This is a genomic window from Streptomyces sp. NPDC057854, from assembly GCF_042797055.1.
In the GTDB taxonomy this organism is placed as follows: Bacteria; Actinomycetota; Actinomycetes; order Streptomycetales; family Streptomycetaceae; genus Streptomyces.
Genome location: NZ_JBHVMF010000005.1, coordinates 219,536 through 234,307, shown reverse-complemented (window position 1 = coordinate 234,307; position 14,772 = coordinate 219,536). Strand labels below are relative to the sequence as shown.

11 protein-coding genes are annotated in these 14,772 nt (G+C 71.9%); 2 read left to right on the top strand and 9 right to left on the bottom strand.

Annotated features, from left to right (window positions below):
• Nucleotides 1-154: 154 nt before the first annotated feature.
• Complete coding sequence (locus tag ACFVQZ_RS10485; RefSeq protein ID WP_383621009.1) at nucleotides 155-2,461, bottom strand: ATP/GTP-binding protein; 2,307 nt, start codon at nucleotides 2,459-2,461, stop codon at nucleotides 155-157.
• Between the two features lie 360 nt (nucleotides 2,462-2,821).
• On the opposite strand from ACFVQZ_RS10485, the gene gabT reads away from it, so the two are divergent.
• Both gabT and ACFVQZ_RS10475 read left to right on the top strand, forming a co-directional pair.
• A complete protein-coding gene (gene gabT / locus ACFVQZ_RS10480) occupies nucleotides 2,822-4,156 on the top strand; it encodes a 4-aminobutyrate--2-oxoglutarate transaminase (RefSeq protein ID WP_383621007.1) in 1,335 nt (444 codons plus the stop codon).
• Nucleotides 4,157-4,260: 104 nt separating this feature from the next.
• A complete protein-coding gene (locus ACFVQZ_RS10475) occupies nucleotides 4,261-4,998 on the top strand; it encodes a phosphatase PAP2 family protein (protein ID WP_081959576.1) in 738 nt (245 codons plus the stop codon).
• Here ACFVQZ_RS10475 and ACFVQZ_RS10470 read toward each other — a convergent pair.
• The 8 genes from ACFVQZ_RS10470 to ACFVQZ_RS10435 all read right to left on the bottom strand — a co-directional run bounded on the left by ACFVQZ_RS10470 (nucleotide 4,964) and on the right by ACFVQZ_RS10435 (nucleotide 14,662).
• Nucleotides 4,964-6,766 carry a chitinase gene (locus ACFVQZ_RS10470; RefSeq protein ID WP_383621005.1) on the bottom strand — a complete coding sequence of 601 codons (1,803 nt, stop codon included), beginning with the start codon at nucleotides 6,764-6,766 and terminating at the stop codon, nucleotides 4,964-4,966. The genes ACFVQZ_RS10475 and ACFVQZ_RS10470 overlap by 35 nt on opposite strands.
• A gap of 106 nt (nucleotides 6,767-6,872) precedes the next feature.
• Nucleotides 6,873-7,355 (bottom strand): hypothetical protein, encoded by a 483-nt coding sequence (locus tag ACFVQZ_RS10465; RefSeq protein ID WP_383621003.1) that lies wholly within the window; start codon nucleotides 7,353-7,355, stop codon nucleotides 6,873-6,875.
• Between the two features lie 129 nt (nucleotides 7,356-7,484).
• Nucleotides 7,485-8,903 carry an FAD-dependent oxidoreductase gene (locus tag ACFVQZ_RS10460; protein WP_081959574.1) on the bottom strand — a complete coding sequence of 473 codons (1,419 nt, stop codon included), beginning with the start codon at nucleotides 8,901-8,903 and terminating at the stop codon, nucleotides 7,485-7,487.
• A 37-nt stretch (nucleotides 8,904-8,940) separates the two neighbouring features.
• Entirely contained in the window at nucleotides 8,941-9,735 is a 795-nt protein-coding gene (locus ACFVQZ_RS10455) for an ABC transporter permease (RefSeq protein WP_030497462.1), read from the bottom strand.
• On the bottom strand, nucleotides 9,735-10,664 hold the full coding sequence (locus ACFVQZ_RS10450) for an ABC transporter permease (protein ID WP_383621001.1): 930 nt from the start codon (nucleotides 10,662-10,664) through the stop codon (nucleotides 9,735-9,737). Before ACFVQZ_RS10450 ends, ACFVQZ_RS10455 begins: the two co-directional genes overlap by 1 nt.
• Complete coding sequence (locus tag ACFVQZ_RS10445; RefSeq protein WP_383620999.1) at nucleotides 10,661-11,809, bottom strand: ABC transporter ATP-binding protein; 1,149 nt, start codon at nucleotides 11,807-11,809, stop codon at nucleotides 10,661-10,663. Before ACFVQZ_RS10445 ends, ACFVQZ_RS10450 begins: the two co-directional genes overlap by 4 nt.
• A gap of 41 nt (nucleotides 11,810-11,850) precedes the next feature.
• On the bottom strand, nucleotides 11,851-13,098 hold the full coding sequence (locus ACFVQZ_RS10440; protein WP_383620997.1) for a spermidine/putrescine ABC transporter substrate-binding protein: 1,248 nt from the start codon (nucleotides 13,096-13,098) through the stop codon (nucleotides 11,851-11,853).
• A 49-nt stretch (nucleotides 13,099-13,147) separates the two neighbouring features.
• Complete coding sequence (locus tag ACFVQZ_RS10435) at nucleotides 13,148-14,662, bottom strand: gamma-aminobutyraldehyde dehydrogenase (protein WP_383620995.1); 1,515 nt, start codon at nucleotides 14,660-14,662, stop codon at nucleotides 13,148-13,150.
• Nucleotides 14,663-14,772 lie beyond the last annotated feature (110 nt).

The window sequence follows — 14,772 nt, the reverse complement described above, 5'->3', positions numbered from 1 at the left end:
GGCGGACCTTTGAGCGCGACCGGACGCGGACGACTCCACACCCGGCGGGGTGACACCGCTGGGGAGGGCGGCGCACCTGATTGTGCCAGGGCGGCGGAGTGCCCGCGCGGGCCCGCGCGGGCACTCTCCGGATCGGTGGTCTCCGGCGCCGGGGTCAGGCGCGCAGATCGACCAGGACCGGCGGCATGTGCTCGCCCCGCACGGTCGTCAGGGAGACGACGGCGTGGCCCGGCGGCAGGGAGTGGGCGAGTTCGGAGGCGGACCAGCGTTCGCGCTCGACCTTCTTCAGCGTCACGGCGTCGGTGGTGACGGCCTTGCCGGTGACCCGCTTGCGCAGGGCGTGCAGCGCCCTGGTCATCGGCTGGTCGGCGAAGACGGTGTGGTGGGCGACCTCCTCGGTCTCCACCCACTCCGTGCCCCACGCCTCCGCGAAGCCGCGGCCGTCCCAGGTGGTGACGCCGGACAGCGCCGCCCGGCAGCCGACGGCGGCGAGCAGCGGGCCGTGCAGCTGCTCGGGCACGTCGCCGAGGGTCCGCAGACCGAGGACGACGCCGGCGTCGTGGGAGCGGAGCCGCTGCAGGGCACGGACGGTCCCGCCGGTGAGGGCGCCGCCGGCGTCGTCCAGGACGAGCCCGGCGAAGTGGGTCCTGCGGCCCGTGGAGCGGGTGGCGGCCAGGAACTGGGCGAGGACGAGCCGCGCGAGCAGCCGGGACGCCTCCTCGTGCCCCTGCTCGGGCAGCTCCAGGCGGACCCGGAGCGGATGGTGGGCGACGGTGTTCAGCGCGAAGGGACGTGCCGCGCCCTGGCCGGCGCCGAAGAAGCCGGCGAAGGCGGGGCGGTCGAGGAGGGCGAGCCGGTCGGCGAGCAGCGGCCCGGGGTCGCCGGCTCCGCCGGCCTGCCGGATCCGGCCCTCCAGCTCGCGCCGCATGGCGGTGGCGTCGGCGGGCAGCCGGTCGAGCAGCGCGGTGAGCGGTCCGGCGCCGGCCTCCAGCAGCTCCCTCAGCACCGGGACTGTGGGGAAGGTGCCGTGGACCGTCCGGTAGGGGCCGAGCAGCTGGGCGAGGACCGTGCCGGCCCGGCGCGGGTCGAGCGACTCGACGTCGCCGGCGAGGCCCTCGGCGAGCAGGGCGGCGGCCTCGTCGGGTCCGGTGAGTCCGCCGTAGAGGTCCAGGTCGTACGGGGAGGTGGGGTCGCCCAGCCGGATCACCACGTCGTAGGCGGCGTCGGGGCCGTGGGCGGCGGAGGCGCCGCCGACGGCGACGACGGCGCAGGTGCCGGTGAGGGCCTGGAGGGTGAGGGCCTCGGCGGCGGCGGCGGTGAGGCTGCCGGCGGGTCCGCCGCCGGCCGGTCCGACGACGAGCATCGAGGTGCCGAGCACGGCGGGGTCGAGGGCGACTCCGGCGCCGCGGTACGCCGCCGGGTTCCGCTCGCCGGCCACGGCCCGGCCGATGCGCACCTGGCCGAGCAGCAGGTCGTGGGTGGCCAGGCGGCGCGGCAGGTCGCGGTCGCCGGAGGGGTGGGCCCAGGCGGCGGCGCCGTGCCGGAACACGGTGTCGACGAAGCCGCTGAGGTGGCGGGCGTCCGTACGGTCCCGTTCCCAGCGGTGCTGGATCCGGGCGGCGTCCACGTCGTTCATCCGGCCGGCCAGCAGCTCCGCGGCGAGCAGGTCCGCGGTGCGCGCGTGGCCGGCGTCCCGCAGCTCGGGCCAGGTGGACCGGGGGGCGGGGGCGCCGGGGGCCGCGGCGGCGGGGCGGCGGGACGCGCGCAGGTCCCGGAGGACGCCCCGCCAGTCGCCGACCCGGGCGAAGGGCCACAGCACGCCGACGGTGATGAGGAAGGACAGCAGGTAGAGGGGGACGGTGGTGACGATGTCGTAGCCGCCGCCGAGGAGCGCGAGGAGGGAGAAGAAGGGGGAGGCGACGGGCAGCGGGTCCCAGCCGACGAAGGGGAACCACTCGGGGAAGACGAAGGTCAGGGTGAGCAGCCCGGCGGCGGCGGTGAGGGCGGCCCGGGCGCGCGGCCCGTACGGCTCCAGCAGGTGACGCACGACGGTGCCCCAGGCGCCGAGCCGGGCGACGGCGAAGACGATCGCGCCGAAGACGACCCCGCTGTAGACGATGTGCGCTTCGAGGCCGTGCCAGTCGCGGGCGGTGGTGGTGCCGGGGTACCACCACTCCTCGGGGGTGAGGACCTGGAGCGGGACCCACAGGTAGGGGACTCCGCCCCGGCGCCAGACGGACCACAGGATCAGGGCGAGCACGATCGGGATGACGAGTCCGGCCACGGTGACGGGTGCGAGCCGGCTCCGTTCCCGGGGCGGCGCGGGCGGGACGTGCCGGAACCGCCAGATGCCGGGGGCGGTCTCGGGCCGCGGCGCGTCCAGCCAGTCGGCGACGGCGCCGCGTGCGGCGGGAGCGCCCGCGTGCGGGGCGGGGACGGCCGCCGGGGGCTGTGCCGGCATCCGGGGGGCGTGCGCGGGCGGCGCGGGGGGTACCGGCGGGGGCGCCGGGTGCGGGACGGCCGCTCCCCTGGTGTCGCGTGACTCGTACGTGCCGTCGGTCTCCATGAACCCCTGCCCCCTGACCAGCCAGGTCGCCGCCTCTGTGCCAGCGTCAATCTAATGGGCGCCGGGCGTCCCGGAAGGGTTTCGCCGGATGCGTCCGGGAGCGCGGCGGTGAAAGCGGGCCCTCCGGGCGGCCTGTCCATCCCGGACAACGACACGCCGGCAACACTCCCGATCGGCGCATGCCCGGGACCCTTCCCCCCGCCTAGCCTGCGGAGGAAACCCGCAAGAGCGTCCAGATCACCCCAGGAGCCCCGCATGAACGCTGTCCCGCAGGAGCGGCGCGTCGTCACCGTTATTCCCGGTCCGAAGTCGCAGGAGCTTCAGGCTCGCCGGCTGGACACCGTCGCCGGGGGCGTGGGGTCCACGCTGCCGGTGTTCACCAAGCGCGCGGGCGGCGGCATCATCGAGGACGTCGACGGCAACCTGCTGATCGACTTCGGTTCCGGCATCGCCGTGACCTCCGTGGGCGCCTCCGCCGAGGCCGTCGTGCGCCGCGCGTCCGCGCAGCTGCAGGACTTCACCCACACCTGTTTCATGGTGACCCCGTACGAGGGCTACGTGGAGGTCTGCGAGGCGCTGGCCGAGCTGACCCCGGGCGACCACGCCAAGAAGTCGGCGCTGTTCAACTCGGGCGCCGAGGCCGTCGAGAACGCCGTCAAGATCGCCCGTTCGTACACCAAGCGCCAGGCCGTCGTCGTCTTCGACCACGGCTACCACGGCCGGACGAACCTGACGATGGCGCTCACCGCCAAGAACATGCCGTACAAGCAGGGCTTCGGTCCGTTCGCGCCCGAGGTGTACCGCGTGCCGGTCGCCTACGGCTACCGCTGGCCGACCGGCCCGGAGAACGCCGGTCCGGAGGCCGCCGCCCAGGCGATCGACCAGATCACCAAGCAGATCGGCGCCGACAACGTCGCCGCGATCATCATCGAGCCGGTCCTCGGCGAGGGCGGCTTCATCGAGCCGGCCAAGGGCTTCCTGCCGGCGATCGTGAAGTTCGCCAACGACAACGGCATCGTCTTCGTCGCCGACGAGATCCAGGCCGGCTTCTGCCGCACCGGCCAGTGGTTCGCCTGCGAGGACGAGGGCATCGTCCCGGACCTCATCACCACGGCCAAGGGCATCGCGGGCGGTCTGCCGCTCGCCGCCGTCACCGGCCGCGCCGAGATCATGGACTCCGTCCACGGCGGCGGTCTGGGCGGCACCTACGGCGGCAACCCGGTGGCCTGCGCCGGTGCGCTCGGCGCCATCGAGACGATGAAGGAGCTCGACCTCAACGCGAAGGCGAAGCGCATCGAGGAGGTCATGAAGGGCCGCCTCACCGCGATGCAGGAGAAGTTCCCGGTCATCGGCGACATCCGCGGCCGCGGCGCCATGATCGCCATCGAGCTCGTCAAGGACCCGGTGACGAAGGAGCCGGCCGCCGAGGCCGCCGCCGCGCTCGCCAAGTACTGCCACAACGAGGGCGTCCTGGTCCTGACCTGCGGCACCTACGGCAACGTACTCCGCTTCCTCCCGCCGCTGGTCATCGGCGAGGACCTGCTCAACGAGGGTCTGGACGTCATCGAGTCGGCGCTCGCCGCGCTCTGAGCGACGGCCGTGGCCCACACGGTGTGAAGACTCTGTGGGGGGCCGATGGCGGGATGCGTTTCCCGCTGTCGGTCCCCTTCTTCGTGCCGTACGGTCTTCTCCAGATGAGAGAAACACCCAGGGCGGAGCCTCCCCAGCCCCGCCCGCACCGTGCCGCAGCGCACACCTCCGGGGCCTCGTGCCCCGGGACTCCTCACCGATCGGATGGCCGCCCGCCCCACACCCCCCGGGGCGCGCGGCAGCCCGATCCCCTCGGCCGCCCCGGAACCACCCCCCCTGTTCCAGGGCGGCCGGCTCTCTTCTCGGCGCTCGTCGCCCTCGCCGTCGTGACCTGGCAGGTGCTCGTCCACGGCCCCTTGGCCAGGCTCGACGAGCGGGTGTCCCGCTCGCTGGTGGACACGGTCCCGCGGCGCCTCTCCGAACTCGCCTCCGACCTCGGCAACCTGACGGTCGCGCTTCCCGTGCTGGCCGCCGCGGCGGCGTACGCCGTCTGGCGCGGCCGGCGGCGGCAGGCGCTCTTCGCGGTGCTCGCGATGGCCTGCGTACCGCTGCTCGTCGTCCCGCTGAAGGAGTGGACGGCCCGGCCCGGTCCGCTGGAGCCGTGGGCGCACGGCTACTACCCGTCCGGTCACACGGCGACGGCGATGGTGGCGTACTTCGGCGCCGCCTACCTGGTGTCGCGGCGGCTGGTCCCCGTCGCCGCCGTGCTGACGGCGGTGACGGGGACGGGCCTGGTGCTGCGGGGCTTCCACTGGCCGCTGGACGTGCTGGCCAGTCTCTGCCTGGGGTTCCTCGTCCTCGGGGTGGTCAGCTCCAGGGGTACGCGTCGAAGTTCCGGCTGAACTCCCAGTTGTTGAAGCGGTCCCAGTTGATCGACCAGGTCATCAGGCCGCGCAGGGAGGACCAGGTGCCGCGGGTCTGGTAGGTGCCGCAGTTCTGCTTCTTGGTGAGGCAGTCCAGGGCCTTGTTCACCTCGGCGGGGGTGGTGTGGCCGTTGCCCGCCTGGGTGGAGGCGGGGAGGCCGATGGCGACCTGGTCGGGGCGGAGGCCGGGGAAGAAGCGGTCGGCGTTGCCGGCGACCGGGAAGCCGGCGAGCAGCATGTCGGTCATGGCGATGTGGAAGTCGGCGCCGCCCATGGAGTGGTACTGGTTGTCGAGGCCCATGATCGGGCCGGAGTTGTAGTCCTGGACGTGGAGCAGCGTCAGGTCGTCGCGCAGGGCGTGGATGACGGGGAGGTACGCGCCGGCGCGCGGGTCCTGGCCGCCCCAGGGGCCGGAGCCGTAGAACTGGTAGCCGAGCTGGACGAAGAAGGTCTCGGGGGCCATGGTCAGGACGAACCGGGAGCCGTACTTGGCCTTGAGGGTCTTGACCGCCTGGATCAGGTTCACGATCACCGGGCTGGTGGGGTTGCGGAAGTCGGTGTCGCCGGTCTGGAGCGACAGCGAGTGGCCCTCGAAGTCGATGTCGAGGCCGTCGAGGCCGTACTCGTCGATGATCTTCGAGACGGAGGTGACGAAGGCGTCGCGGGCGGCCGTGGTGGCGAGCTGGACCTGGCCGTTCTGTCCGCCGATGGAGATGAGGACCTTCTTGCCGGCGGCCTGCTTGGCCTTGATGGCGGCCTTGAAGTCGGCGGGCGACTCGACGTTGGGGCACTCGGTCTGCGGGCAGAGGCTGAAGCGGATGTCGCCGGAGGTCACCGATGTCGGCTCGCCGAAGGCGAGGTTGATGACGTCCCAGGAGTCGGGCACGTCGGCCATCCGGGTGTAGCCGGAGCCGTTGGCGAAGCTGGCGTGGAGGTAGCCGACGAGGGCGCGGGCGGGCAGCTGGCCGCCGGGGTTGCCGCCGCCGGAGGTGGTGGTGGCGGTGACGGCCGTGGACCGGGCGGACTCGCCGGCGCTGTTCACGGCGGAGACCTGGAAGCTGTACGCGGTGTCCGGGGCGAGGCCGGTGGCGGTGTACGAGGTGCCGGTGGCGGTGCCGACGGCGGTGCCGCCGCGGTAGATCCGGTACGAGGTGGCTCCCGCGACCGCGGGCCAGCTGAGCGGCACCGAGGTGGCGGTCGGGCTGCCGGCGGTGAGGCCCGTCGGGACGGCGGGGATCTGGACCGGGTCGCCGCCGGGGCCGTACAGCGAGAGGTCGTCGGCCTGGTAGGCGGGGGTGCCGTACCAGCCGTGGGTGTAGACGGTGACGGAGGTGGTGTTCGCGCCGGTGGTGAAGGTCTTGGTGAGCTTCTGCCAGTCGGGGGCGGACTGGGTCCAGGCGTACCCGTCGGTGGTGCCGGTGCCGGTGACGCCGAGGTGGACGTAGCTGCCGCGGACCCAGCCGCTGAGCGTGTACGCGGCGTTCGGCTTGACCGTGATGGTCTGGGAGCACCTGGCGTTGTCGCCGCCGGCGGGGGTGGCCTGGAGCGCCTTGGTCCCGCTGCGGACGGGCGTGCCGACGGCGGCGCCGCTGCCCGCCGTGCAGGTCCAGCCGTCCAGGCCGGCCTCGAAGCCGCCGTTGCGGGCGAGTTCGGTGTCGGCGGCCTGGGCGGCCGGGGTGAGCGCGGCGAGGCCGCCGACGGCGAGCGCGCCCGCCAGCAGCAGGGTGAGAGGTCTGGTGCGGTCCACGACTGCCTCCGGGGGTGGGGGATCGGAGTGGAGCGCGGCACAGCATGGTCCAGACCAATCGAGTGGTCAAGACCTCTCGGTGACACGGGGGTTGGGGAGGGGGGCGTCAGGAGGCCTTCCCTCCGGGCGGCTGCGCGCGGGCCAGCTCGCCCGCGGCCTCGTGCATGGCGAGTTCGAGCAGCGAGGGGTCGGTGAGGGTGCCCCGCCCGTCCGGCAGCACCAGCCAGCGCACTCCCCCGGTCAGCCGCCCCGGGTACGGGACGACGATCCAGGTGCCGGGGCCGGCGCCGCGGACCCCGGTGCCGAGCCAGCGGGCGGCCGTGCCGGGCGGGACGAAGAAGCCGGTCCGGGAGTCGCCGAAGTCGGCGAGGACCGGGCCCGGCCGGTCGACCAGGCGGGTCAGGACGTCGAGGGTGGGATGGCCGAGCTCGCCCGGCAGGATCAGCACGTCCCAGCGCCGGCCGGCGGGCAGCAGGGCGACCCCGTGGGGGTTGCGCTCCCACTCCCAGCGGCAGGCGTCCGGATCCGGCGCGACCGCGGCCAGCCATTCCACCGCGGCCTTGACGCCGGAGGCCCCCGTAGCTGTCATCGTGCGTACTCCTCTCCATGGGGACGCGCGGAGTGCGCGTCCACACGGAGAGAGCGCGAGGGTCCCCCGCTCTTACGCGGGTTTCCCTACCCACCGGTTGTGATCTGAATCACACTGGCCGGTGTGCGGTCAGCTGTCGAAGCCGAGGCCCAGCTTGTCCATCGCCTTGAGCCACAGGTTCCGCCGCCCGCCGTTGGCGTCGGCGCGGGCCAGCGACCACTTGGTGATCCCGATGCCGGCCCAGGCGATCGGCTCCGGCGGGAACGGCAGCGGCTTGGAACGGACCATGTCCAGCTCGGTGCGCTCGGTGCGCTCCCCCGCGAGCAGGTCGAGCATCACCTCGGCGCCGAAGCGGGTCGCGCCGACACCGAGCCCGGTGTAGCCCTGCGCGTACGCCACCTTGCCCTGGTGGGCGGTGCCGAAGAAGGCCGAGAAGCGCGAGCAGGTGTCGATCGCGCCGCCCCAGGCGTGGCTGAAGCGGACCCCCTCCAGCTGCGGGAAGCAGGTGAAGAAGTGCTCGGCCAGCTTCAGGTACGTCTCCGGGCGGTGGTCCATCTCCGCCTGCACCTTGCCGCCGAAGCGGTAGATGGCGTCGTAGCCGCCCCAGAGGATCCGGTGGTCGGCGGTGATCCGGAAGTAGTGGAACTGGTTGGCGGAGTCCCCGAGGCCCTGCCGGTTCTTCCAGCCGACCGACGCCAGCTGCTCGTCGGTCAGCGGCTCGGTGACCAGCGCGTAGTCGTAGACCGGGACGGTGTACGGGCGCAGCCGCTTGACCAGCGAGGGGAAGACGTTGGTGCCGAGGGCGACCCGGCGGGCGGCGACCCGGCCGTACGGGGTGCGGACGGCCATGCCGGAGCCGGCCGACACCAGGTCGAGGCCCGGGGTGTTCTCGAAGATCCGGACGCCGAGGTCGAGGCAGGCGCGCTTGAGGCCCCAGGCGAGCTTCGCCGGGTGGAGCATGGCGACGCCGTCGCGGTCCCACAGGCCGCCCCGGAAGGTCGGCGAGTTCACCTCGGCCCGGACGGCGTCCTGGTCGAGGAGGGTGAGGCCGCCGGCGAGGCCGAGCCGCTCGGCCTCCTCGTACCACGCGTGGAGTTCGTCCACCTGGTACGCCTCGGTGGCCACGTCGATCTCGCCGGTGCGCTCGAACTCGCAGTCCAGCGAGTAGCGGGCAACGGCCTCCTCGATGGCGTCGAGGTTGGCCGCGCCGAGCCGTTCCAGCTTCGGCAGCTCGCCCGGCCAGCGGGCGAGGCCGTTGCCGAAGCCGTGGGTGAGGGAGGCGGCGCAGAAGCCGCCGTTGCGGCCCGAGGCGGCCCAGCCCGCCTCGCGGCCCTCGATGAGCACGACGTCCTGGGCGGGGTCGCGCTCCTTGGCGAGCAGCGCGGTCCACAGTCCGCTGTAACCGCCGCCGATCACCAGGAGGTCGCACTTCTCGGTGCCGGTGAGGGCGGGCAGGGCGCCGGGCTTGCCGGGGTCTTCCAGCCAGAAGGGGACGGGCTGGGCGTCGGAGAGAGATCGTGCAGCGAGACGCATGGCGACTGGGGCCATGGTTTCCAACTCCTTCGGTGCCTGAGACGGCCTTCGCTCAGGCTGTTGCTGTTTTCCTGCGCCGGTTCGTGATGATCTGGCCGGCCACGACGATCAGTACCGCGAGGGCGAACATCGCGGTGCCGATGACGTTGATCTGAACGGGGGTTCCGCGCTGGGCCGAGCCCCAGACGAACATGGGGAAGGTCACGGTGGAGCCCGCGTTGAAGTTGGTGATGATGAAGTCGTCGAACGAGAGCGCGAAGGCGAGCAGCGCGCCGGCGGCGATGCCGGGCGCGGCGATCGGCAGGGTGACGCGCAGGAAGGTCTGCGCGGGGCCCGCGTAGAGGTCGCGGGCGGCCTCCTCCAGGCGCGGGTCCATGGACATGACCCGGGCCTTGACCGCCGTCACGACGAACGACAGGCAGAACATGATGTGGGCGATGAGGACCGTCCAGAAGCCCAGCTCGATCCCCATGTTGAGGAAGAGGGTGAGCAGCGAGGCGGCCATCACGACCTCGGGCATCGCCATCGGCAGGAAGATCAGCGAGTTGATCGCGCCGCGCGCCCGGAAGCGGTAGCGGACCAGCGCGAAGGCGATCATGGTGCCGAGGACGACGGCGCCGACCGTGGCCCAGGCGGCGAGCTGGAGCGAGAGCGTCAGCGACTCGCACATGTCGGCGACGCCGCAGGGGTCCTTCCAGGCGTCGAGGGAGAACTGCTGCCAGGAGTAGTTGAAGCGCCCGTTCGGCTTGTTGAACGAGAACACCATGACCACGACGTTCGGCAGGATCATGTACGCGAGCGTCAGCAGGCCCGCGATGACGACGAGGTTCTTGCGCAGCCAGGTCATCAGACGAGGTCCTCCGTTCCCGCCTTGCGGATGTAGACGGTGACCATGAACAGCACGATCGCCATGAGGATGAAGGACAGGGCGGCGGCCGTCGGGTAGTCGAGGACGCGGAGGAACTGCGACTGGATGACGTTGCCGATCATCTTGGTGTCGGTGGAGCCGAGCAGTTCGGCGTTGACGTAGTCGCCGCTCGCCGGGATGAAGGTGAGCAGGGTGCCGGAGACGACGCCGGGCATCGACAGCGGGAAGGTCACCTTGCGGAAGGTGGTCGCCGGGGAGGCGTAGAGGTCCTGGGCGGCCTCGTGCAGCCGGCCGTCGATCCGCTCCAGGGAGGTGTAGAGGGGCAGGATCATGAACGGCAGGAAGTTGTACGTGAGGCCGCAGACGACCGCCATCGGGGTGGCGAGCACCCGGTCGCCGTCGGTCCAGCCGAGCCAGCTGGTCACGTCGAGGACGTGCAGCGCGCCCAGCGCGTCGACCACGAGGCTGTCGTCGGCGAGGATCGTCTTCCAGGCCAGGGTCCGGATGAGGAAGCTGGTGAAGAAGGGCGCGATCACCAGGACGAGCAGCAGGTTGCGCCAGCGGCCGGCCTTGAAGGCGATGAGGTACGCCAGCGGGTAGCCGAGCAGCAGGCACAGGAAGGTCGCGGTGCCGGCGTACAGCAGCGAGCGCAGCAGCTGCGGCCAGTACTCGGCGAAGGCGTCCAGGTAGGTCGGGAAGTGCCAGGTGACCTTGAAGCCCTCTTCGAGGGAGCCGGTCTGCACCGAGGTGGACGCCTGGTAGACGAGCGGCAGGGCGAAGAAGACCAGCAGCCACAGGATGCCGGGGAGCAGCAGCCAGTAGGGGACGAGCCGCTTGCGGGTCGGAGGCTTGCGCAGCACCGGTTCCTCGACCGGCCCCGGGGCCTCTTTCGTGAGGGTGGCGGTCACGAGGCGTCCTCCACCGTCTCCACGCCCGCGTCGATGTCCTGGGCGGCGTCGAGGCCGAAGGTGTGGGCCGGGTTCCAGTGCAGGACGACCTCGGCGCCGGGGCGGAGGCGGGCGTCGCGCTCGATGTTCTGCTCGTACACCTGGAGTTCGGCGCCGGCCGGCGAGTTCACCACGTACTGGGTGGAGACGCCGATGAAGGAGGAGTCGGCGATGCGGCCGGTGACGCGGTTGCGGCCGTCCGGGATCTCTCCGGCGTCGTCGGCGTGCGTCAGCGAGATCTTCTCCGGGCGGACGCCGACGAGGAGCTTGCCGCCCTGGCGGACGGCGTCGGTACAGCGGTCGCCGGGGACCCGGAGCTTGCCGCCGCCGGCCGTGACGACGACGTCCGCGCCCGTCTCGACGACCTCGGCCTCGATGAGGTTGGAGGTGCCGAGGAAGTTCGCGACGAAGGTGGTCCGCGGGTTCTCGTACAGCTCGGCGGGGGCGCCGAGCTGCTCGACCCGGCCGCCGTTCATGACCGCGACCTGGTCGGCCATCGTCATGGCCTCCTCCTGGTCGTGGGTGACGTGCACGAAGGTGATGCCGACCTCGGTCTGGATCCGCTTGAGCTCCAGCTGCATCTGGCGGCGCAGCTTGAGGTCGAGGGCGCCGAGCGGCTCGTCGAGGAGCAGCACCTGCGGGTGGTTGATGAGGGCGCGGGCGACGGCGACGCGCTGCTGCTGGCCGCCGGAGAGCTGGTGCGGCTTGTGCTTCGCCTTGTCGCCGAGCTGGACGAGCTCCAGCATCTCGTCGACCTGCTTCTTCACCGACTTGATGCCGCGCCGGCGCAGGCCGAAGGCGATGTTCTCGGAGATGTCCATGTGCGGGAAGAGCGCGTAGGACTGGAAGACGGTGTTGACCGGCCGTTTGTACGGCGGGAGGTCGGTGACGTCCTTGTCGCCGAGGAAGACCGTGCCGGTGGAGGGGTCCTCCAGGCCGGCGATCATGCGCAGGGTGGTGGTCTTGCCGCAGCCGGAGGCGCCGAGGAGGGCGAAGAAGGAGCCCTGCGGCACGGTGAGGTCGAGCGGGTGGACGGCCGTGAAGGAGCCGTAGGTCTTGCTGATCCCGGTGAGTCGGACGTCGCCGCCGGTGGTCTTGTCAGTCATGGGTTGCGGTCCCGGATCGTGGTGAGGGGGTGGACGACGGCTCAGGCGCCGATGAGCTTGGCGAACTTCTCCTCGTACGCCGTCTCCTCCTCGCCGGTCAGCGAGCGGAAGGCGCGGGACTTCTTGGCCATGGCCTTGTCGGGGAGGATCAGGGTGTTGGCCGCGAGCTCGGGGTCGATCTTGGCCAGTTCGTCCTTCACGCCGTCGACGGGGCAGACGTAGTTGATGTAGGCGGCGAGCTGGGCGGCGTTGGGGAGCTCGTAGTAGAAGTCGATGAGCTTCTCGGCGTTGGCCTTGTGCCGGGCCTTGGCGGGGACGAGCAGGTTGTCCGTGGACGTGATGTAGCCGGCGTCCGGGATCGTGTACTGGATGTCCGGGTTGTCCGCCTGGAGCTGGATGATGTCGCCGGCCCAGGCGAGACAGGCGGCGATGTCGCCCTTGTCCAGGTCGGAGGTGTAGTCGTTGCCGGTGAAGCGGCGGATCTGCTTCTTGTCGACGGCCTTCTGGAGGCGGCCGATCGCCGCGTCGAAGTCGGCGTCGGTGAAGTCGCCCGGGTCCTTGCCGAGGTCGAGCAGGGTCATGCCGATCGTGTCGCGCATCTCGGTGAGGAAGCCGACCCGGCCCTTGAGCGCGGGGTCGTCGAGGAGCCGGCTGACCGACTCGATCTTCTTCCCGCCGGTCGCCTTCACGTTGTAGGCGATGACGGTGGAGATGCCGGTCCACGGGTACGAGTAGGCGCGGCCCGGGTCCCAGTCGGGGCGGCGGAACTGGGCGGAGAGGTTGGCGTAGGCGTGGGGCAGGTTCGCCGGGTCGAGCTTCTGCGCCCAGCCGAGCCGGATGATGCGGGCGGCGAGCCAGTCGGTGACGCATATCAGGTCGCGGCCGGTGTCCTGGCCGGCCGCGAGCTGCGGCTTGATCTTGCCGAAGAACTCGACGTTGTCGTTGATGTCCTCGGTGTACTTGACCTTGATCCCGGTGCGCTCGGTGAACGCGTCCAGGGTGGGGCGGGACTTCTCGTCCTCGCTGACGTCCATGTACTCGGTCCAGTTGGAGAAGGCGAGGGTCTTCTCCTTGGCCGAGAAGTCGGTGGACGCCGGGCCCTCGCCCTCCCGCTTGGCCGGCGGGATGCCGCAGGCGGTGAGGCCGGCCAGGCCGCCGACCGTGAGCGCGCCCACGCCGCCGGCCCGCAGCAGCGAGCGGCGGCTGAGCGCGCCGCGGCCGCTCGTCATGCTGCGCCGGATCGCCGCCAGCTGCGCGGCGGACAGGCGGTCGGGCTCGTACTGCTCCATGCGCTGTGCCCTTTCGGGATGGTTGCGCCGCTGGTCGGGCGGCTGGCTGCTATCGGTCCCCGAAGATCGTGCGGTGCCAGTCCTTGGCCGCCACCGCCGTGTTGTCGAACATCACGTGCTTGACCTGCGTGTACTCCTCGAAGGAGTAGGAGGACATGTCCTTTCCGTAGCCCGACGCCTTGTATCCGCCGTGCGGCATCTCGCTGATGATCGGGATGTGGTCGTTGACCCAGACGCAGCCGGCCTTGATCTCGCGGGTGGCCCTGTTCGCCCGGTAGACGTCGCGGCTCCAGGCGGAGGCGGCGAGGCCGTACGGGGTGTCGTTGGCGAGCCGGATGCCCTCGTCGTCGGTGTCGAAGGGCAGGGCCACCAGGACCGGTCCGAAGATCTCCGACTGCACGACCTCGCTGTCCTGAGCGGCGCCGGTGATCAGGGTGGGCCGATAGTATGCGCCGTTCTTGAGCTCTCCACCAGGGGCTTCGCCTCCGGTGACGACGGTCGCGCAGCCGCGGGCCCGCTCGACGAAGCCGGCGACCCGGTCGCGCTGGACGTGCGAGACCAGCGGGCCGAGGTCGGTGGCGGGGTCGCCGGGGTCGCCGAGGCGGACGGTCTCCATGAGCTCCGCGACGCGCTGGACGAAGGCGTCGAAGAGGGGGCGCTGGACGTAGGCGCGGGTGGCGGCGGTGCAGTCCTGGCCGGTGTTGATGAGGGAGGCGGCGACGGCGCCGTGGGCGGCGGCCTCCAGGTCGGCGTCGTCGAAGACGACGAAGGGCGCCTTGCCGCCGAGCTCCAGGTGGAGCCGCTTGACCGTGGCGGTGGCGACCTCGGCGACCCGCTTGCCCACGGCGGTGGAGCCGGTGAAGGAGGTCATGGCGACGTCGGGGTGGCCGACGAGGTGTTCGCCGGCCACCCGGCCGGAGCCGGTGACGACGTTGACGACGCCGTCGGGGATGCCCGCGTCGGTGGCCGCCTGGGCGAACATCAGGGACGTCAGCGGGGTCAGCTCGGCCGGCTTCAGGACGATGGTGTTGCCGGCCGCGATCGCCGGGAGGATCTTCCAGGCGGCCATCTGGAGCGGGTAGTTCCAGGGGGCGATGGAGCCGATCACGCCGATCGGCTCGCGCCGCACGTACGAGGTGTGGTCGCCGGAGTACTCGCCGGCGGACTGGCCCTGGAGGTGGCGGGCCGCGCCGGCGAAGAAGGCGGTGTTGTCGATGGTGCCGGGCACGTCGAACTCGGTGGTGAGCCGGATCGGCTTGCCGCACTGGACGGATTCGGCGCGGGCGAAGTCCTCGGCCCGCTCGGCGAGGATGCCGGCCAGCCGGTGCAGGGCGTCGGAGCGCTCCCCGGGGGTGGCGCCCGCCCAGCCGGGGAAGGCGGCCTTGGCGGCGGCCACCGCCTCGTCGACGTCCGCCGTGGAGGCGAGGGTGTAGGTGAGGACGGTCTCGCCGGTGGCGGGGGCGACGACGCTGTGCGTCCGGCCCGAGGTCCCGGGGCGGAGCCGTCCGCCGATGTACTGCGCGCCGTCCGCGAAGCGGTCCGTCGCCTGGAAGCGGTTGCCCATGACGCTCTCCGTTGTCCCAGCTCGAATTGAGTGCCGATCCTGACAGAGGGGTCAGGCTCGAACAAGTGATTCCGTTGTTGCCTTTTGGTTACTCGACGGATTCGGTCGAC